Annotated in this window: 20 protein-coding genes; 14 read left to right on the forward strand and 6 right to left on the reverse strand. The window is 55.3% G+C overall.

Annotated elements, in window-relative coordinates:
- Positions 1 to 19 precede the first annotated feature (19 nt).
- Complete coding sequence (locus WA429_RS01210; protein ID WP_287464482.1) at positions 20 to 982, forward strand: ABC transporter substrate-binding protein; 963 nt, start codon at positions 20 to 22, stop codon at positions 980 to 982.
- A 72-nt stretch (positions 983 to 1,054) separates the two neighbouring features.
- Here the strand turns inward: WA429_RS01210 and WA429_RS01215 are convergent, their stop codons facing one another.
- The 4 genes from WA429_RS01215 to hemC form a co-directional block, all read right to left on the reverse strand.
- A complete protein-coding gene (locus tag WA429_RS01215) occupies positions 1,055 to 2,488 on the reverse strand; it encodes a heme biosynthesis protein HemY (RefSeq protein WP_287464481.1) in 1,434 nt (477 codons plus the stop codon).
- Positions 2,485 to 3,957 carry a COG4223 family protein gene (locus tag WA429_RS01220; protein ID WP_287464480.1) on the reverse strand — a complete coding sequence of 491 codons (1,473 nt, stop codon included), beginning with the start codon at positions 3,955 to 3,957 and terminating at the stop codon, positions 2,485 to 2,487. Before WA429_RS01220 ends, WA429_RS01215 begins: the two co-directional genes overlap by 4 nt.
- A gap of 40 nt (positions 3,958 to 3,997) precedes the next feature.
- Positions 3,998 to 4,681, reverse strand: coding sequence for a uroporphyrinogen-III synthase (locus WA429_RS01225; protein ID WP_287464479.1), 684 nt, complete (start codon positions 4,679 to 4,681; stop codon positions 3,998 to 4,000).
- A 75-nt stretch (positions 4,682 to 4,756) separates the two neighbouring features.
- Positions 4,757 to 5,701, reverse strand: a complete 945-nt coding sequence (gene hemC / locus WA429_RS01230) for a hydroxymethylbilane synthase (RefSeq protein ID WP_206926580.1) — start codon at positions 5,699 to 5,701, stop codon at positions 4,757 to 4,759.
- A 318-nt stretch (positions 5,702 to 6,019) separates the two neighbouring features.
- On the opposite strand from hemC, the gene tsaD reads away from it, so the two are divergent.
- The 5 genes from tsaD (at position 6,020) to WA429_RS01255 (ending at position 9,284) form a co-directional block, all read left to right on the forward strand.
- A complete protein-coding gene (gene tsaD / locus WA429_RS01235) occupies positions 6,020 to 7,078 on the forward strand; it encodes a tRNA (adenosine(37)-N6)-threonylcarbamoyltransferase complex transferase subunit TsaD (RefSeq protein WP_114112346.1) in 1,059 nt (352 codons plus the stop codon).
- Between the two features lie 60 nt (positions 7,079 to 7,138).
- The gene (locus WA429_RS01240; RefSeq protein WP_287464478.1) at positions 7,139 to 8,143 is read left to right on the forward strand and encodes an NAD(P)H-dependent glycerol-3-phosphate dehydrogenase; all 1,005 of its coding nucleotides are present in this window, start codon (positions 7,139 to 7,141) and stop codon (positions 8,141 to 8,143) included.
- Between the two features lie 113 nt (positions 8,144 to 8,256).
- Entirely contained in the window at positions 8,257 to 8,535 is a 279-nt protein-coding gene (locus tag WA429_RS01245; protein WP_101246519.1) for a YciI family protein, read from the forward strand.
- Positions 8,536 to 8,538: 3 nt separating this feature from the next.
- Positions 8,539 to 8,952 carry an EVE domain-containing protein gene (locus WA429_RS01250; protein ID WP_101246518.1) on the forward strand — a complete coding sequence of 138 codons (414 nt, stop codon included), beginning with the start codon at positions 8,539 to 8,541 and terminating at the stop codon, positions 8,950 to 8,952.
- On the forward strand, positions 8,949 to 9,284 hold the full coding sequence (locus WA429_RS01255; protein ID WP_258548098.1) for a Rieske (2Fe-2S) protein: 336 nt from the start codon (positions 8,949 to 8,951) through the stop codon (positions 9,282 to 9,284). Before WA429_RS01250 ends, WA429_RS01255 begins: the two co-directional genes overlap by 4 nt.
- Before the next feature lie 39 nt (positions 9,285 to 9,323).
- Here WA429_RS01255 and WA429_RS01260 read toward each other — a convergent pair whose 3' ends face one another.
- The gene (locus WA429_RS01260; RefSeq protein ID WP_287464477.1) at positions 9,324 to 10,142 is read right to left on the reverse strand and encodes an alpha/beta hydrolase; all 819 of its coding nucleotides are present in this window, start codon (positions 10,140 to 10,142) and stop codon (positions 9,324 to 9,326) included.
- Between the two features lie 116 nt (positions 10,143 to 10,258).
- On the opposite strand from WA429_RS01260, the gene WA429_RS01265 reads away from it, so the two are divergent.
- The 4 genes from WA429_RS01265 to WA429_RS01280 all read left to right on the forward strand — a co-directional run bounded on the left by WA429_RS01265 (position 10,259) and on the right by WA429_RS01280 (position 13,645).
- Complete coding sequence (locus WA429_RS01265; RefSeq protein WP_336107142.1) at positions 10,259 to 11,413, forward strand: glycosyltransferase family 4 protein; 1,155 nt, start codon at positions 10,259 to 10,261, stop codon at positions 11,411 to 11,413.
- Positions 11,410 to 12,441 carry a glycosyltransferase family 9 protein gene (locus WA429_RS01270; RefSeq protein WP_287464475.1) on the forward strand — a complete coding sequence of 344 codons (1,032 nt, stop codon included), beginning with the start codon at positions 11,410 to 11,412 and terminating at the stop codon, positions 12,439 to 12,441. Before WA429_RS01265 ends, WA429_RS01270 begins: the two co-directional genes overlap by 4 nt.
- A gap of 231 nt (positions 12,442 to 12,672) precedes the next feature.
- Positions 12,673 to 13,188, forward strand: coding sequence for a translation initiation factor IF-3 (gene infC, locus WA429_RS01275; protein WP_101246514.1), 516 nt, complete (start codon positions 12,673 to 12,675; stop codon positions 13,186 to 13,188).
- A gap of 52 nt (positions 13,189 to 13,240) precedes the next feature.
- On the forward strand, positions 13,241 to 13,645 hold the full coding sequence (locus WA429_RS01280) for a response regulator (RefSeq protein WP_101246513.1): 405 nt from the start codon (positions 13,241 to 13,243) through the stop codon (positions 13,643 to 13,645).
- 100 nt (positions 13,646 to 13,745) lie between these two features.
- On the opposite strand, the gene WA429_RS01285 is transcribed toward WA429_RS01280, so the two are convergent.
- Entirely contained in the window at positions 13,746 to 14,705 is a 960-nt protein-coding gene (locus WA429_RS01285; RefSeq protein WP_287464474.1) for an AEC family transporter, read from the reverse strand.
- Between the two features lie 253 nt (positions 14,706 to 14,958).
- On the opposite strand from WA429_RS01285, the gene rpmI reads away from it, so the two are divergent.
- The 4 genes from rpmI to pheT all read left to right on the forward strand — a co-directional run bounded on the left by rpmI (position 14,959) and on the right by pheT (position 19,135).
- The gene (rpmI, locus tag WA429_RS01290) at positions 14,959 to 15,156 is read left to right on the forward strand and encodes a 50S ribosomal protein L35 (RefSeq protein WP_044829755.1); all 198 of its coding nucleotides are present in this window, start codon (positions 14,959 to 14,961) and stop codon (positions 15,154 to 15,156) included.
- Between the two features lie 17 nt (positions 15,157 to 15,173).
- Positions 15,174 to 15,530 carry a 50S ribosomal protein L20 gene (gene rplT, locus WA429_RS01295; protein WP_101246511.1) on the forward strand — a complete coding sequence of 119 codons (357 nt, stop codon included), beginning with the start codon at positions 15,174 to 15,176 and terminating at the stop codon, positions 15,528 to 15,530.
- 121 nt (positions 15,531 to 15,651) lie between these two features.
- Entirely contained in the window at positions 15,652 to 16,722 is a 1,071-nt protein-coding gene (gene pheS, locus WA429_RS01300; protein WP_287464473.1) for a phenylalanine--tRNA ligase subunit alpha, read from the forward strand.
- Between the two features lie 4 nt (positions 16,723 to 16,726).
- Positions 16,727 to 19,135: a phenylalanine--tRNA ligase subunit beta gene (gene pheT, locus WA429_RS01305; protein ID WP_287464472.1), complete on the forward strand. Its 2,409-nt coding sequence runs from the start codon at positions 16,727 to 16,729 to the stop codon at positions 19,133 to 19,135.
- Positions 19,136 to 19,215 lie beyond the last annotated feature (80 nt).

The following is a 19,215-nucleotide window of genomic DNA, read 5'->3' on the forward strand; positions in this document are numbered from 1 at the left end:
CCGATTGATTGGAGTTCCCATGCACAAGCTGTTTTTGACCCTGGCGCTGATTGTTGTAAGCGGACTGGCAAATGCACAAAGTCACGATGTGCAGGATGATCGCGGGCGTACCGTGCCCATGCCCGATACGCCCGAACGTATTGTTGTCTTGCAAGAACCGCTATTGGGGATTCCGATCCTTGAACTCGGGCTTGATATTGTCGGGTCTTACGGGCGCAACGATGATGGCAGTTCGATGTTGCGGGTCGATTTCATCAAAACCGTTCTGGGCAAGGATGGCGCGGATCTCGGGATTTCTGGTATTGGTCCGCTGGGGAATATTGACCTTGAAAAACTGAGTGCCCTGAAACCGGATCTGATCATTGGTGGGGAAAGTGACGCGGATAAGGCCGATATCCTGTCATCTGTCGCACCGGTTTATCTCAAAAACATCCGGACCCCGGATATCACCGGGTTCAGCACCCAGCAAAAACTGGCAGACCTTCTGGGCGCATCGGATCGTTTCGATGCCCTGATGGCCGACTATAAAAGCCAGCTTGATGATGTGCGTGCCAAATTGCCCGAAACCCCGGACGAAAAGACGTATCTGGCGGTGATCATTTATGACCAGATCAATGTCGTCAGCAACATGTCCGGTGTCATTCAGGCGATCGAGGATCTGGGATATCGTCGTGCAGACCTTCAAGGCAGTGGCAAGGCATCGGGTTATGGCCAAGGCTTCGCCGTGCCCCTGAGTTCCGAACAGTTCGCCCGCCTTAATCCTGATATTTTGATTATTATGAACAGTTATGTCAGTGCGGATCGTGGTCAGGCTGCCATTCGTGACCGGTTGAATGCCATTGTGCCCGGATGGGATCGTTTCCTGCGCCCGCACAAGGAAGGCCGGGTTCTTTATCTTGATTCGGTTGCCGTAACCACGCCAACGGTCGCCAGTGCGCGGCACACGCTTGATGCAATCGAGGCCTGGGCGACATCGAAATAGCATGGCTGATATAAACCAAACCCCCGCAACATGGTTGCAGGGGTTTGTTTGTTTTCCCGGGCCGACACGATTTTAAATCGCTGGCTGGTTGCCTTTTGATGTCTGATCGGTCGGGGACGGGGTATCGTCATTATCATGGTCAATGACGGTGCCATCCTGTTCCAGTGCGACCGGATTCTTTGCACGGTTGTCAGGTGATTTGGCTGTGTTGTCCTGATGGACGCGCAGCGGGGCACGCCAATCTACGCTGCCAAATGAATGGCAGGACGGGCAGGATACGACCCAGCGATCAGTTTCCGCGCCACAGGCTCCGCAACGCCAATCCGGATCGGGGTTGGCGTGGCTGGCCTTGATCAACAGATCTCGGGCCTTTGCGCCATCCTGATTTTCACGCAATTCCAGATCGGCCAGAAGCCGGTAATGGCGTGCCTCGGCTTTGGATGCCATCGCCTTTTCAAGGTTGCTGCGCGCAACCCCCCAAAGGTCCGCTTCAAGGGCGGCTTCGGCAAGGACGATCTGGCTTTCAACATGTTCGGGATTGGTTGCCACCAGCTTCTCAACCGATTTGACTTGTAGCAGCGGGTCGCCGGTCAGGGTTTCACGATAAATGGTGCCCAGTGCCGCTGACGGCGCAACACGCCAGCTTTGCATGACAACATCACGGGCCTTGGCATCCTGTTTGAGGTCACGATAAAGACCCGCCAGCAGGACGGCCGCGCCGGTGAATTCGGCGGATGCGCTTAATGCCTTGCGCAGGAGTTTGATCGCCTCGGCATTTTCACCAGCTGCAATGGCGTCTTCGGCCTTGGCTGTGATCAAAAGGGCGCGACGACGTGTCAGTTCCTGTTCATCGAACACCGATGCCTTTTGCGCATCCACCAGCAGGCTTAATGCACGGTCCCAGCGTCGCGACGTCAGCAACAAGTCAAACAGGGTCACGATTACCGCCGGGTTGCGCGGACGCAAACGGTGGGCCCGTTCGGCGTAATCAAGTGCCGCTTCGCGGTCATCGGCCTTAAGGGCCAATTGCAACAGTCCACGTAGCCCGAAAAATGCCGAGTCCGGTTTTTCAAGCATGGCTTCGAATTGGCGTTTGGCAGCGTCGTTATTGCCATCCAGTTCGGCGGCCTGTGCTGTCAGAAGACGGGTCAGGGTGTCATCTTCAAGATAACGGTCAACCGCACGGGTATGTTTAAGGGCCTGACGCACATCGCCTGATGCCAGTTCAAGCAACCCCATGGTCAATGCCTGTTGGCCCTTTTTGCGGCGACGACTGCCAAGCAAACGCCCGATCCAGCCCGGCGAATTTGCAATCATTGTCCAGCCACGCCAGACCAGAACCAGCACCACGGTCAAGGCCAGAAGGCCAAGTGCAACCATGCCGATCGATCCGTCAAACCGGTATCCCAGCCAGACAATCGTCATGTTGCCCGGATTTTCGGCAAACCAGACGGTGCAGAAAACCAGAACAGCCGTGATCAGAATAAAGGTCAGAAGACGGATCATTGGCTGTCCTCCGCCCCGGTCAGAAGGCCGATGGCGTGGGCGCTAAGGGTTGCAATCGACGCGTTAAGGGTCTGACGGCGTTTAGCTGCATCAAGCCAGTCACTTACAGCAGCCTGTGCATGTTCACCTTCGACGCCGTTAAGTGCCGCGACTGCGCCATCAAGGTCATCTTGCGCTAGGGCGTTTTCTGCCAGAACAAGACGTCCCTCAAGGGATTCTTCGCCTGCGGCATCGACACGGCGGATCGGAACCAGCTTTTTGATGTTGGCCCAGGTCGCATCAAGGACACTCCCCGAATGATCGTCGGTCGCTGCGGCCACGGCCTCTTGCGCCATGATAGGGAACGACTGACGCAGTTTTTCGATGGTCGGTGCACCCTGTTCGGCAAGCGGTTTAAGGGTTTCGATCTGATCAAGGATTACGGCGTCATCGCCGGCACTGCGTTCAAGCTGATTAAGGGCAATCATGAACGGTCCACCCCGCTGAAGCGCATCACGCAGGATGGTAACGGCCATGGCGATGGCCTGACCACGGCTTTCGACGCGAAGGCCGGTGGTGGCACGAACTTCTTCTTCCATGGTCGACAGGCGTGCGGACAGTTCGCGCATTTCATTGGCCACACCGGCCAGTTCGCTTTCGACGCGTGCCAGTTCCTCGATGGGGGCGGTACGGGTCTCGATCTCGGCCATGCGGCGGGCAACCGTATTGTTAAGGGTATCGCCACGTTCGCTATTCAGTCGTTCACGCAGCGCATTGATCGTTCCTTCAAGACGCGAAAGTCGTTCGGTCAAATCCGGATCGACCACAACCGCCCCGTCCGGGATCGGTGCTGCGTCGGCTGTTTCGCTGTCCATGCCGGTTACGGTCGGCCGGGATTCTTCTTCGGTTTTGACTTCGGCGTCATCCTTTTCGGCCATTGCGGCATCTTCGCTTGGTGCCGGAATGGTGTTTTCTTCTGATCCGCCCGCAGCTTCCGGCCCGTTGGTGACTGTGATTTCACCACTTTGCGGATTGTCTGCGTCAAAGCCGTCCGGCGCAATTTCAGCCAGAATATCGTTCGGGACAAACTGTGCCAGATGCGGCTGGGCATCGCGCCACCAGATTGCGCGGGTCAACCAGCCAGCTGCTAGGCCGCCAACAATGATCAGGACAAAGATGACAATTGCCTTGCCACCGGCACCCTTGCGGGCTGCTGTACTTGCCGGTTTTTCGTCCTGTTGCTTTGCACCCGTCGATGTGGAGCCAGGCTTGGTGGCATCCGCCTTTGCGGGATTTTCGGCCTTGGGACTGCTATCGGGTTTCTTTGCCGAATTGTCGGACGTGCCGGGTTTTGATGCGTGGGTTGCATCTGCTTTTTTGGGGTCCGGGCTGGCATTGCCCTTGCTGTCAACGGAAATGGTTTCAGTTGGCTTTTCCGTATCGGTCGACTTTGCGGAAGCGTTGGTTTTTGGCGTTTCTGGTGTTTTCACGATTGGACCATTGCAGTTTGCGGTTATTCCCAAAACGGCGTCAGGTACGGCAAGCCGTTACGACGGACCCTAATAAGGAAAGAAGGTATTCTTGTGTCGGTTGTGATGCAACGTGCGTTCTATGCCATGTAAGGTCTGAGATCTTCGATTGCACTGCCGGGCTGAGGCAAATTGCATTCACCCTGGCCAGGTCACCTTCAAGTTTATAGCTTTGAACAAGCTTAACAAAGGTTTCCGCAGTGCGGGGAGAGAAAAATAAAACTGCATCAATGTGATGACGGCGAATGGCCGTCAGTACATCTTCTGGCAGTTCATCACTTGCGATTGCTTCATAAACTGTCTGGCGATCTATTTCATATCTGTCATCGCGCAGCATCGCGCCAAGATCACCGGCTGTTTTGCGTGCCGCAGGATGAAAAAGCGGCCCATCAGATGCCATGACTTTCTGACGAATAAGGGTCGCAAGGTCATGAATGTCGCCATTTGCCGAATGAACGGAATTGAAACCCGCCTCCTGGCACATGCGTGCCGTGGCATCGCCGACACAAAATGCCGGTAAAGTGCGCTCGCTGCTAAGACCGATAAAGGCACGTACACCATTGGCAGATGTAAATATCAGCCCCTGATAGTGGCCGATATCAAGTGGCTTTTGTCGCGCCGGGAACGAGATATGCAGCATCGGAGCAGACAGGTGGCGGTAGCCGCGCGCATCAAGCGCGGCCACAAGGTCGGCAGAATCGGTTTCGGGCCGGGTATTTAACACCAAGGGTCCCATCTGCGTTCCCGTCCATTTATGGGATCAGGCCGAAATAAAGTCGGGCCCGCCACGTTGCTTCAATTCTTCACCGGCGTCTGTGCCGGCTGCTGCGGCGGATGCCATATCGGGTTTGGCAATCAGGCGTTCGGTATCAAGTCGTTCACTGCCATCCGGGCGCACAATGCTGACACGCAAGCGCATGCTGCCATCGTCATTGAATTCTGCCAGTGCGGCAATCGGGGTGCGGCATGAACCGTCCAGTGCCTTGAGTGCGGCACGTTCGGCCGCCACGCGAATGGCCGATTTTTCACAATGAAGGGCGGCAAGCCAATCTTTGGTCTGTTGGTCTTCTTCGCGGATGGTAATGCCAATCGCACCCTGCGCGACTGCGGGCAACATGTCATCTTCGGCGATTGGTGCGGTTGCGATCTCCGGCTGACCCAACCGGTTAAGTCCGGCCATCGCAAGCAGGGTGGCGTCAACCTGTTCCTCACCCAGCTTGCGCAGGCGGGTCTGAACATTGCCACGGAATGTCACGACTTTCAGGTCCGGATATTTGTTCAGGATCATTGCCTGACGGCGCAGGGACGCCGATCCGATGACAGACCCCGCCGGCATTTCGGCAAAGCTTTTATATTTCAGCGAAATAAACGCATCGCGGACATCTTCGCGCGGCAAAATGGTCGGCAGGATCATGCCATCAGGCAGGACTGTCGGCACATCCTTCATGCTATGAACGGCAAGGTCAATTTCGCCCCCCATCAGGGCGTCATCGATTTCCTTGGTGAAAAGGCCCTTGCCGCCAATTTCGGACAAGGCACGATCAAGGATCTTGTCGCCGGTCGTGGTAATCACGGTAATGGCGATTGCACCGTCTTCTGCAAGTTCGGGATGCGCTTTTGCCAGTTTGTCACGGACCTCATGTGCCTGGGCAAGAGCCAAGGGTGAACCACGGGTACCGATGCGAAGTTTTGCTGTATCTGTCATGGCAGGAGTCTTAGTCGTAAAATCGTTTGGAAACAAGGTTCGCCAGCGGAAATCGGGTGCGAATTTTCCGTTCTGTCCATGGTGATGATAGCAACTGATTGGTTGCGCGCATTGACTTATATCGCGCGTGCCGTGGTGTCGGCGATGCGGGGGATTTCGATGAAAATTGCCGAAGTTGGGCGTGAAGCGCGATAACTGCATATGGCAAATGCGCCCGTCGGGGGTGGAAAGCAGGCAAACTTTCCGCTACATCATCGCCAGGCGTATTATTGTATTCCGATTGCCGACTGTTTGGCACACCCTGACCGGATCAGACCCATGATCGTACTTGGTATCGAAACAAGCTGTGATGAAACGGCCGCTGCTGTCGTCAATGACAAGCGCGAAATTCTGGCAAACCGTGTTTTGTCCCAGCTTGACGATCATCGTCCCTATGGCGGGGTTGTGCCCGAAATTGCCGCGCGCGCCCATCTGGAACATCTTGACCGGCTGGTCGCCGAGGCCATGGATGATGCCGGTGTCGATTTCGATGATCTTGATGCGGTTGCCTGCACCGGCGGGCCGGGGCTTATCGGCGGGGTGATGGTTGGCACCATGACGGCCAAGGCCATTGCCTTTGCCGCCAACAAGCCGTTTCTGGCGGTCAATCATCTTGAAGGTCATGCGCTTACCGTGCGTCTGACCGATGATGTTGCGTTTCCCTATTTGCTGTTGCTGGTCTCCGGTGGTCATTGTCAGGTTCTGATTGTTGAAGGTGTCGGAAAATATAAACGGATCGGCACAACCATTGATGATGCGGTCGGCGAAGCTTTTGACAAGACTGCCAAAATGATGGGTCTTGGCTATCCGGGCGGTCCCGCCCTGGAAAAGATCGCGGCAAAGGGCGATCCGGATCGTTTTGGCCTGCCGCGCCCGTTGCGCGGCCGTCCGGGCTGTGATTTTTCGTTTTCCGGGCTCAAGACCGCTGTTCGCACATATATGGACGGTTTTCCGGTCGATCAGCAAACAGACGAAGTCAAAGCCGATCTTGCCGCATCTTTCCAGCGCGCTGTCGGTGATACGCTGATTGATCGGGCGCGCAATGCGGTGTTTGAATTCATGCGCGATTACCCGACGGGCAAAACGCTGGTTCTTGCCGGCGGGGTTGCCGCCAACAAATATCTGCGCGGCCGTTTGACGGAATTGACAGATCAGGCAGGGATGCAGCTTGTTGCGCCGCCACTTGATCTTTGCACCGATAATGCCGCGATGATCGCCTGGGCCGGGTTGGAACGGTTCCGACTTGGCGAACGCGATGATCTTGATTTCAAGCCGCGTCCGCGCTGGCCACTCGACCCCGAAGCCCCCAAAAGACCCGGTGCCGGCGTCAAGGCCTAGTGGCTCTCGGGGCGGGTTACCACGATACGAAACGACTTCATTTTTGCCGGAACAATGAACATGAAAAAGCGCATTACAGTTGTTGGTGGCGGTGCCTGGGGAACGGCTCTTGCGGTGCAGGCGGTGCGTGCGGGCGAAGATGTCGAACTGATCTTGCGCAATCCCGACCTTGCGGACCGGATCAACAATAACGGCGAGAATGACTTTTACCTACCCGGTATCTCGTTGCCAGGTGCGCTTCGCGCGACAACAAACTATGACGGTATTCGCGATTCAGATGCTGTGCTTCTGGTTACGCCAGCACAGCATTTGCGTGAAACCCTGACCCGGTTTGCCGCGCACTGGACGGATAATCTTCCGGCGGTGATTTGCTGCAAGGGGATTGAAAAGGAAACCGGTGCCCTGATGGCGCAGGTGGTCAATGAGACCCTTGGCAATGTGCCGGTTGCGGTGCTTTCCGGGCCAACATTTGCACAGGAAGTCGCGGTTGGCCTGCCCGCTGCGATCACGCTTGCCTGCGAAGACCGGGTGCTTGGAAAGCGACTGGTCGATCTCATCGGGACCCCGGAATTCCGTCCTTATTTCAGTACTGATGTTGCCGGTGTCGAAGTTGCAGGCGCAATCAAGAACGTTCTTGCGATTGCAAGTGGTGTGGTTGCCGGGCTCAAACTTGGTGACAATGCGCGCGCGGCCCTGATTACACGGGGAATTGCCGAAATGTCGCGCCTTGCTGTTGCGATGGGCGGACGGGTTGAAACCATGATGGGGCTGGCGGGCCTTGGTGATTTGACCCTGACCTGTACCGGTACGCTTTCGCGCAATTACACCTTTGGTGTTGCCCTTGGCGAAGGTCGCAAGGCCAAGGATATTCTTGCAGAACGTCGTTCCGTGACCGAGGGCGTTCATACCGCTGCGTCAATCACGGCGGTTGCGGCAAAATACGGTGTTGAAATGCCGATCTGCGCCGCGGTCGATCAGGTCGCAAACCATAATGCCGATCTGCGCAGCACGATTAACGCCCTGTTGCAACGTCCGTTCCGCGATGAGCTGGAAAGTGTCGGCTGACGTCGGGCTGCTGTTTGAGCAAGCCTTGTAGTCCCGATTGGTTCGGCTTGAGAATGTCGGGTGGTTCTGTCACTTTATGGCCATTGATCCCATAAAGAAGCAGGAAACAGTCCATGCATTTCTATATTCGTTGCGTTGATAAGCCCGGTCATCTTGATGTCCGCAAGGCCAATCGTGATGACCATCTTGCCTATATCAAGGGGGGCTTTGCTGATCGTATTGTTGCGGCTGGCCCGACCCTTGATCCTGATCTTGAGGGCATGAATGGTTCGGTCTTTATCATCGAGTTCGATAAAATCGAAGATGCCCGCGAATTTGCGGCCAATGATCCCTATGCCAAGGCCGGGCTTTTTGAATCGGTTGTGATCCGCCCGTTCAAGAAGGTGTTCTGATCCATGGCATATTGGCTGGTCAAAACCGAACCGGGAAGCTGGTCGTGGGACGACCAGGTCAAGAAAGATGTCGAAGGCTGGGATGGTGTGCGTAACCATCAGGCCGCGAAGAATTTGCGCACCATGAAAATCGGTGACAAGGCGTTCTTTTATCATTCGGTGAATGAAAAACGCATTGTCGGTATCGTTGAAGTGGTGCGCGAATTCTATCCAGATCCGACCGATGCGACTGGCAAGTTCGTGCAGGTTGATTTCAAGACGGTCAAGCCGTTCAAAACTCCGGTGACCCTTGCCGATATCAAGGCTGATCCGCGCTTTGCCGAGCTGTCATTGCTTAAACAGTCGCGCCTGTCTGTGATGCCGATTGATGATGCGTCCTGGGCGGCGATCTGTGAAATGGGCGGGGTGACACCGTGATCAGTCTTCCGGAATCCGGGACCGTTTTGTGCGCGCTTTCTGATCTTGATGCGACCGGTGCCAAAGGAATCAATCTTGCTGGCACCGGTATCTTTGTCGTTCGAAGCGGCGGTGATGTGTTTGGGTATGTAAACAGCTGTCCGCATATCGGTGTGCCGCTTGAAATGGAACCGGACGAATTCATCAGTGATTTCGGTGAAGAAATCATCTGTTCAACCCACGGCGCACGGTTCCGCATCGAAGACGGGGAATGTGTTTCGGGTCCTTGCACCGGCGATGTTCTTGAACCGGTCGCAGTAACGATCAAAGGCGAGAACGTGGTTCTCGCCTGATCGGAAAGTTGATGTTTTCGGACGATCGAAACGGCGATCCTAGGTTCCCTGGGACGCCGTTTTTGCGATCACGTCATCCAGATGACCGGTAATGACATCAAGCTGATCGGGTTCGGACAAGCGATGATCACCGGTCTTGATCAGATCAACCCGAACATCATCGCTGACCAGTGCCTCGGTCAGGCGAATGGCGGTTTGCCAGGGCACATCGGGGTCTTGCATGCCTTGTACCAGCCGGACCGGACAGCAAAGATCAATCGGCTTGCGTAGCAAGAGTTGGTTGCGGCCATCTTCGATCAGATCACGCGTGATGGTATAGGGATCATCTCCGTATTCCGTGGGTTCGATCAGCGCACCATCCTCAAGGATCGCTTTTTTCTGTTCTTCACTGAATTGTGCCCACATCAGATCTTCTGTGAAGTCCGGCGCTGCTGCAATCCCGACCAGGCCTGCGACCCGTTCCTTGCGTGCTAGCGCGGTCAGAAGCATGATCCATCCGCCCATTGAAGATCCGACCAATATCTGCGGGCCGGTTGCGATTTCATCAAGAATGGCAATGGCATCACTGGCCCATTTGCCGATCGTCCCGTCTGCGAATTTCCCCGACGATTGTCCGTGACCGGAATAGTCAAAGCGGGTATAAGCCACCCCCTGCCGAACGCAGTGTGCCTCAAGGTGCGTGGCCTTGGTGCCGGTCATGTCCGACATGAAGCCGCCAAGGAACATCACGCCGGGAGTATTGGGGGCCTGTACGTCAGATGGCTTGCCCGGCACGTGATGGTATGCGATTTTTAACCCGTCAGGCCGGTCAAGAAATTGGGGCTTTTCACGCTGTGGCGTCGGCATGTCATGTGTCATCCGGGGCGGGATCCTTGGGTGTTGATGGTTGGAGTTGCATGAGCGCGTCAGAAGTAATGACAGAAACAGTCTATCGAACCGAGCCCCGAGTGCAAGACGGGGACTATCGTCCTGCCGTGATTCTGCAAGTGCTGCCCGAACTTGATGCCGGTGGGGTGGAACGCGGTACCGTCGATATTGCGCGTGCCATCGTCGATGGTGGTGGCAAGGCACTTGTCGCATCGCAAGGCGGGCGCCTTGAGCGTGAACTGGCCCGGTTTGGCGCCAAACACATCAACCTGCCGCTCAAATCCAAAAACATTCTGGTGATGCGCAGAAATATTGACGCGCTGGTCAAGCTGATCCGGGAAGAAGGGGTTGATATCATTCACGCCCGGTCACGGGCGCCTGCCTGGAGCGCGTATTTCGCGGCACGCAAGGCCGGCATTCCCTTTGTCACGACGTTCCACGGTACCTATTCCGGCTATACCAATCCGTTCAAGCGCCGTTACAACGCGATCATGACCATGGGCGATCAGGTGATCGCGATTTCCAAGCATATCGCCAATCACATCAACAAATATTACAAGGTTGATCCGGATCGGCTGAACATTGTGCCACGTGGTACGAATGTTGATCTGTTTAATCCGGAAAATGTCAGTCAGGAACGCCTGATTGCGCTTTCGACCCAATGGCGTCTGAATGGTGAAGAATATGTCATCATGATGCCAGGTCGGATCACGCGCTGGAAAGGGCACAGTTTCTTGATTCGTGGCCTGCCGGCAGTCCTTGAAGAGCTGGGCCACCGAAAGGTGCGTTGCCTGATTGTCGGATCGGATCAGGGGCGAACAGCCTACCGCGAGGAAATCCTTCAATTGACCCGTAAGCTTGGCCTTCAGGATGTTGTGCATATCGTCGACCATTGTGCCGATATGCCTGCTGCCTACATGTTGGCAGATGTTGTTGCGTGTCCGTCAGTAGAGCCCGAGGCTTTCGGTCGCATTCCGTCCGAGGCCCAGGCCATGGGGCGGCCGGTTGTTTCAACAGCACATGGTGGCGCGATGGAGACGGTCTTGCCTGGCGAAACCGGTTGGCTGGTCAGTCCGAACGAGGTCGATCAGCTATCCCGAGCATTGATTCAGGTCCTGAGCCTGACGCCGGAAAAACGGGCAATTCTGGCGAGCAAAGGACGCAATCACGTGATTGCGGAATATTCGCTTGAACAGATGGCTGAGCGGACCTTGCGGGTATACGCCAAGGCGCTCAAGCGCGTTACCAGGAACGCAGTATGACCGATCAAAAAATTGAAACCGGCCAGGATCCTGCGATTTCTCTCGCGGTTGACGATGGTGCTGTGTCTGCACCAGAACCGCATCGAGAGAGGATTCTTGTTATCAAGCTGTCGGCGCTTGGGGATGTCATCCTGGCCTTGGGGCCGTTTGCGGCCATCCGGGCAGCACATCCTGACGCGCATATCACCGTTTTGACCACCCGTCCCTATGTCGATCTGATGAAGGCAAGTGGTCATTTTGACTCCATCGCCATTGATCGCCGCCCCAAACTAAGCCAGCCACGTGAAGTTCTGGCACTGCGCCGTTTTCTGCGCAATGGCAGGTTCGATCGGGTGTATGATCTTCAGACATCAGATCGCAGCGGCTTTTATTACAAGCTGTTCTGGCCGGGCCCGAAACCGGAATGGTCGGGGATCGCCAGAGGCTGTTCGCATCCTCACGCCAATCCGCATCGGGATTCGATGCATTCAATTGATCGTATGGCCGAACAACTGCATGACGCGGGCATTTCCGATGTGCCGCTTCCTTATATTCAGGGGCCGGATATTGATCTTGAACGGTTCGGTATTCGAAGCCCGTTTGTCCTGATTTGTCCGGGCGGGGCGCCACATCGTCCGGCAAAGCGCTGGCCTGCTGAACGATTTGGTCTGTTGGCCAAGAAGCTTGCAGACTACCGTTTGACGCCGGTCCTGATCGGAACAGACAAGGAAAGCGACGTCCTTAAAAAGATTGATCAGATGTGTCCCAAGGCCAGAAACCTTATGGGACGGACCGATTTCCTTGAAATTGCATCGCTTGCGGCGCGTTCGGTGCTGACGATTGGGAATGATACCGGGCCGATGCATGTCGCGGCTGCTGCGGGGGCACCGTCCATTGTGCTGTTTTCCCGCGAATCTGATCCGAAACTCAGTGCGCCGCGCGGACTTTCAAAGGATGCTGTCAGTATTATCCGCGAGAGTGATCTGCGTCAGTTGACCGTCAATCGGGTGATGGATGAAGTGCGTCACCGTCTCGATCTGACAGATTAGGCGTCTTGCGCAAATGCCGTTACAGGGGCTTGTGAATAAAAGGCGCAGAAAATGGCGCTTTGCGTCCGGTTTAATTGCCTAAAAACATTGCTTTCTGAACGCACGCGGATATGCTAGGTGAGGTCGGAACGAAAACACTGTCGGATCAAGCGGTGCTTTTCGTCGTTTCTGTTTCTGACCGATTTGTTTGATTACCATAGGAGATTATCCATAGCACGACCACGCAAACCGATGCAGCCGACCAAGGAAGGTCCGCGCGTCAATGAGGATATCAAAGCCCGTTCCATCTGTGTTGTCGATGCCGAAGGCAATATGTCGGAGCCGATGACGGTGCGTGAAGGCATTGAAATGGCAGCGGAAGTTGGACTCGACCTCGTCGAAGTCGCGCCGAATGCTGAACCGCCTGTGTGCAAGCTGATCGACTACGGCAAGTTCAAATACGAACAAAGCAAGAAGCAGAACGAGGCCAAGAAGAAACAGAAGGTGATCGAGGTCAAGGAGATCAAACTCCGTCCGAACATCGACACCCATGACTACAATGTCAAACTGCGCGCCGCGCAGAAGTTTCTTGGCGGTGGAGACAAGGTGAAAGTCACGCTGCGGTTCCGCGGACGTGAAATGGCTCACCAGGATCTCGGTCTTGGCATGCTGCAACGTTTTTCGGGGGATCTCGACGATCTCGCAAAAGCGGAAATGATGCCAAAGATGGAAGGCCGTGTTATGATTATGGTGCTGGCGCCGCGTTAAGACGCGGCGTTTTGCCGTTTTGCCCCAAGGTCCAAGCCAAAGAGGGAATGCCATGCCAGCTGGAAATGATCTTCTGATCGTTGGTGTCGATGACGATCCCAAGAGTCTGGTTCTGCTCAAACGAATCGTCGAAAGCGGCGGTTTCTCGTTTGTCGGTGTTTCCTCTGGCGCGGAGCTTCTCAAGCTTCTGAAGACCAAGCGCCCCCGTATCATTCTGATGGATATCATGATGCCGGACATGAACGGGTTTGAAACCGCGCTGAATGTGCGTACCCAGTTCCCTGATCTGGCCTGTGCCATCATTTATGTAACAGCCCGCCAGGGCGAAGAAGATCTGCGCGGTGGTGTTGCTGCGGGGGGCAATGACTTTGTTCTCAAACCGGTCAATCGTGAAAAGCTGATGAGCCGAATCGACAAGTGGATCGGCCGCGCCCACACCATCAAAACCGCTGTTTGATCCAATCACCGGGATCAGACTGCAAATTTTCCTGTTAAAGTCCGTTTCGCGAAATCAGATCGCAATGCACGTGATGTTGCCCCGTTTATGTCGGGCGGGGCTAGGGTGCTATGTGCTCAAGCACGCCAAAGATCGGATCGATGTAAAACGAAAAGATCGAAAACGTAATCACGCCCAATGCTGTCGTTACCAGCACAATCGATGAGCTGCGGACGATATATCGGTCATAGGTCGTCGCCACGACAAAGACATTGCCCGCAGTCGGCAATGCGGCCAGCAGAAATACAGCCTTTGCTTCAAGTGCACTAACGGTCCCCACCAGATAAAAGCCGACAAAAACGATCAGTGGATGGATCACCAGTTTGGCGATCGACATGGCCGCAAGCTCGGCACGTTTTTCGGCAATCGGCCGACCGACAAGGGCAACGCCAATTGCAAACAGGGCAGCGGGCCCTGCACTTCGCCCAAGCAATTCAAGCAGATAGTCAACACCATCGGGCCAGCGAAGGTCCATCAGGCTGGCAAACACGCCAGCCATGATCGCCAGGACAACCGGGTTGGTCAGCGTCCCGCGAATGATTTTGCCAACCGATTTTCTGCCATTGGCATGCTTGGCCCCTTCCAGTAGCAAAAGGGATAGCGACAACATCACGATCAAATCAAAGGCCAGGGCGACGATCAGCGGAACCGTGGCCTGGGGGCCCAATAACCCGATAATAAGCGGCAATCCCATAAAGCCGACATTGGACATCGTGCCGGCAAAGGCAAACAGGGTTTGGCTGGTCGGATCGAGATCAAAGATTTTGGCCGCCATCAGACGGATCAGCCCATAAACCACAAGTGTCCCCCCGCCATAAGCCAGCAGAATGTCTGGTTGCCAGATTTCTGTCGGCGTGCGGGTTGCAAGCGCGCGGAACAAAAGGGCAGGCAGGGCAAAATAAAAGACAAACCCGTTAATGCCGCGCATGCCTTCAGGCGTGACAATTTTGAACTTGCCGCCAATCCAGCCCAGACCGATCAGGGCAAAGAACGGCAAAATGATAGACGTGATTTGTGACATATGATCAGTCAGATAGCTGAAATCAGGACGCTTGCTGAGTGGATGAACAAACAAGCCTGCGCACAATGACGGGTCAGAGCCGCAAAAAGCAAGGGGAAAGGGGCGAATTGGCCCTTGAAAAAGGCAATCCCGGAGTCTATAACCACCCGTCCCCAAAACAGGTGGTGAGGCTGGAAGGTCTGTAATGGTCCTTCAGGGCATGCCCAGCCGCCGAAGGGGATTTCGTTTTCATTGCTTATGCAAGGATAGAAAAATGCCCAAGATGAAGACCAAATCGAGTGCGAAAAAACGCTTTCGCCTGACTGCAAGCGGGAAGGTTCGTCACAACGTGGCAAACAAGCGCCACCTTCTGACTGCAAAACCGACCAAGATGAAGCGCCAGGCTCGTGGCACGGAGATCCTCTGTGACGCAGATGCCCGCATCGTCAAAAAATTCCTGCCGTACGGTTAAGGTTGAAGGAGAGTTAAATGGCTCGTGTAAAAGGGGGCGTGTCTTCACACGCTCGTCACCGCAAGGTTATTAAGGCTGCCAAGGGTTACCGCGGTCGCCGCAACAATACTTTCCGCACCGCCGTTCAGGCTGTGGAAAAAGGTCTGCAGTATGCATACCGCGATCGTCGCGTTAAGAAACGCCAGTTCCGTTCGCTCTGGATCCAGCGTATCAACGCTGGCGCACGTGAGAACGGCCTGAGCTACTCGCAGTTCATGAACGGCCTGAAGAAGGCTGGTGTTGAACTGGACCGCAAGGTGCTCGCCGACATCGCAGTGCGTGAACCGGAAGCTTTCAAAGCTCTGGTCACCCAGGCGCAGGCTGCACTCGGCTAATAAACCTTTGTCAAAAGGTTTAATCGGCACTTGCCTGATTTGATCGGGGGCGGCCATATTGGCCGTCCCCTTTCTTTTTCTTTATGTACTTTTTTAAACCCAAGCCAAAGCGTCGGAAGTTATGGAAAACATCGAAGCATTGCGCGAAGAGGTTCTGGCGGAAGTCGAAAAGGCAGTTGATCTTGCTGCCCTTGAAGAAGTCCGCATCAGCGCCCTTGGCAAGAAAGGCCGCATTACCGGCCTTATGAAAAACCTTGGCAAGATGGACCCGGATCAGCGTCGTGAATTTGGTCAGACGCTGAACCTTGTCAAAGACCAGGTAGCAGGCGCAATCGACACCCGCAAAACCGCCCTCGAAGATGCAGCCCTTGAGGCGCGTCTTGCCGGCGAACGGATCGACGTCACCCTGTCGTCACGCCCGGATGAAACCGCAGGCCGCATTCACCCGATCAGCCAGACGATTGATGAAATTGTCTCGATCTTTGGCGAGATGGGCTTTGCCCTGGCCGAGGGGCCGGACGTCGAAGACGACTTCCATAACTTTACCGCATTGAACATTCCGCCGGAACATCCGGCGCGTGAAATGCAGGACACCTTCTATCTGCCTGAACAGGAAGATGGATCGCGCCTTGTGCTGCGGACCCATACATCCCCGGTTCAGATCAGAACCATGCAGAGCAAAACCCCGCCGATCCGTATCATTGCGCCGGGTCGCACCTATCGTTCCGATAGCGATATGACCCATACGCCGATGTTCCATCAGGTCGAAGGTCTGGTCATCGACAAGAAAACCCATATGGGTCATCTGAAGGGCTGCCTGCTTGAGTTCGTCAAAACCTATTTCGAACTTGATGATGTGCCGGTCCGTTACCGTCCAAGCTTCTTCCCGTTCACCGAGCCGAGTGCCGAAATGGATATCGGTTGTTCGCGCAAAGGCGGCGAGCTGAAAATCGGTGAAGGCGATGACTGGCTGGAAATTCTCGGCTGCGGCATGGTTCACCCGCGTGTTCTCGCAGCTTGTGGCCTTGACCCGAATGAATATCAGGGCTTTGCCTTTGGCATGGGGATCGAACGTATCGCCATGCTGAAATACGGCATTCCCGATCTTCGCACCTTCTTCGATACCGATCTGCGCTGGCTGAAACATTATGGTTTCTTGCCGCTGGATGTACCGAACATGGTAAGGGGCTGAGATTATGAAATTCACACTGAATTGGCTGAAACAGCACCTTGATACCGATGCATCGATCGAGGTGGTTGCCGAAAAACTGACCGATATCGGTCTGGAAATTGAAAGCGTCACCGACCGCGCAGCAGCCCTTGCTGACATCCGTGTCGCCTATATCGAAGAAGCAGGTCAGCATCCAGATGCCGACCGACTGAAACTGTGCCGGGTCAATACCGGTGACAAGATGATCCAGGTCGTCTGTGGTGCGCCGAATGCCCGAACGGGCCTCAAGGTTGCATTGGCACAGCCGGGCGCGATTATTCCGATCGACGGTTCCAAGCTGAAACCGGGCAAAATCCGTGGTGTCGAAAGCCAGGGCATGATGTGCTCCACCCGCGAGCTGTGCCTGGGCGAAGATCATGACGGTATCATCGAACTTCCCGAAGATGCTGAAATCGGTGCACCGGTTGCGGCTGTTCTGGGTGCGGATGATCCGATCATTGAAATCGGTCTGACCCCGAACCGCCCCGATTGTACGGGTGTGCGTGGTATTGCCCGTGATCTGGCGGCTGCCGGTATCGGCACCCTTAAGGCGGATCCGCGTCAGGAGGCGGTTGCCGGTTCGTTTGATAGCCCGATTGGCGTGACCATTTCTGGCGAGATCGCAGCAAACAACGCGGTCCCGGCATTTTATGGGCGTTATATCCGTGGCGTGAAAAATGGTGAAAGCCCGGACTGGCTCAAAGCCCGTCTTGAAGCCATCGGTCTGCGCCCGATTTCGGCACTGGTCGACATCACCAACCTTGTGACCCACGATCTTGGCCGTCCGTTGCACGTCTTTGATGCCGACAAACTGTCGGGCAATATCAATGTCCGCTATGCGACCAATGGCGAAAAGATTGCTGCCCTTGATAACAAGGAATACGAGCTTTCAGACTCCATGGTTGTCATTGCCGATCAGGCAAAGGCACTGGGCATCGGTGGCATCATCGGTGGTGAAGAAACCGGCTGCCTTGATGAAACCGTCAATGTGTTTGTCGAATGCGCGCTGTTTGATCCGATCAGCATCGCCAAGACCGGCCGTAAGCTTCAGATCAATTCTGATGCCCGCTATCGGTTCGAGCGCGGCGTTGATCCGCAGTCGATCGGTTGGGGTATGGAAGTGGCCACCCACCTGATCACCGAAATCTGTGGTGGTGAAGTTTCCCACGTTGTTAAGGCGGGCGAAGTTCCCAATCCGCGCAATGCCTTTGATCTGCGCATTGACCGGATTCTTGAACTTGGCGGTGTTGCTGTTGAGGCCGACCGTGCAATTGAAATCCTGACCGCACTTGGCTTTGACGTCAGCGGATCGGCCCCGGTTATTACCGCGGTTGCACCGACCTGGCGTCCTGACATCATTGGTGAAGCCGATCTGGTCGAGGAAGTCCTGCGTATCGTCGGCTATGACAAGATCCCGACTGTTGCGCTGGAACGTGAAACCAGCCTTCCGGTTCCGGCCCTGTCGCCGATGCAAAAGCGTGTCGGTCTGACCCGTCGTGTTCTGGCATCGCGTGGTCTTTATGAAACCGTGACCTGGTCCTTTACCGACTCGCGCTGGGCAAAGCTGTTTGGCGAACTCAAAGAAGGTCTGTATCTGGCAAACCCGATCAGCTCCGATTTGGATGTCATGCGTCCGAACGCATTGATCAACATGATCGCCGCCGCGGGACGCAACCAGGCGCGCGGCTTTGCCGATCTGTCGCTGTTTGAAGTTGGTCCGGAATTCTTTGGCGATCAGCCCGGTGATCAGCGTCTGGTCGCAGCGGGTCTTCGTGCCGGTTCAACAACCCCGCGCAGCTGGACCGGTTCGCGTCGTGATGTCGATGTCTTTGATGTCAAAGCCGATGTCGAAGCACTTGTTGACGCACTTGGTACCAATGCGGCCAACCTTCAGGTAAATACCGAGGGCGCACCGGCATGGTATCATCCGGGTCGATCGGCTGCCTTGCAGTTGGGGCCGAAAAACGTGCTTGGTTATTTCGGCGAACTGCACCCCAAAGTGCTCAAAGCGCTTGGTGTCAAAGGCCGCGTCGTGGCGTTTGAGCTGTTTGTTGAAAACATTCCGATGCCCAAGAAAAAAGGCACCGCTCGCCCGGCACTGAACGCATCGAGCTTCCAGTCGGTAGAGCGTGACTTTGCCTTCCTGCTTGATGACGACGTTAAAGCCGAAGCCATCGTCAAGGCCGCACGCAGTGCCGACCGAGCTTTGATCACGGATGTGACGATCTTTGACCTTTATGCAGGCAAGGGCATTGAAGACGGCAAGAAGTCACTTGCCTTCTCGATCACCTTGCAGCCGACCAAGGCAACCCTGACCGAAGAAGAAATTGAAGCGGTCAGCAAAAAGGTTGTCGAAGCCGTTCAAAAGGCAACTGGTGGATCGCTGCGCGCTTAAGTGCCGCAGACCATGTAAAATCAAAACGGGCCGCGCATTTTCCAATGCGCGGCCCGTTTTCTTTTGGAAATTCCGACAGT

Origin of the sequence: Thalassospira sp. CH_XMU1420-2 (assembly GCF_037029325.1) — a bacterium.
GTDB lineage: Bacteria > Pseudomonadota > Alphaproteobacteria > Rhodospirillales > Thalassospiraceae > Thalassospira > Thalassospira povalilytica.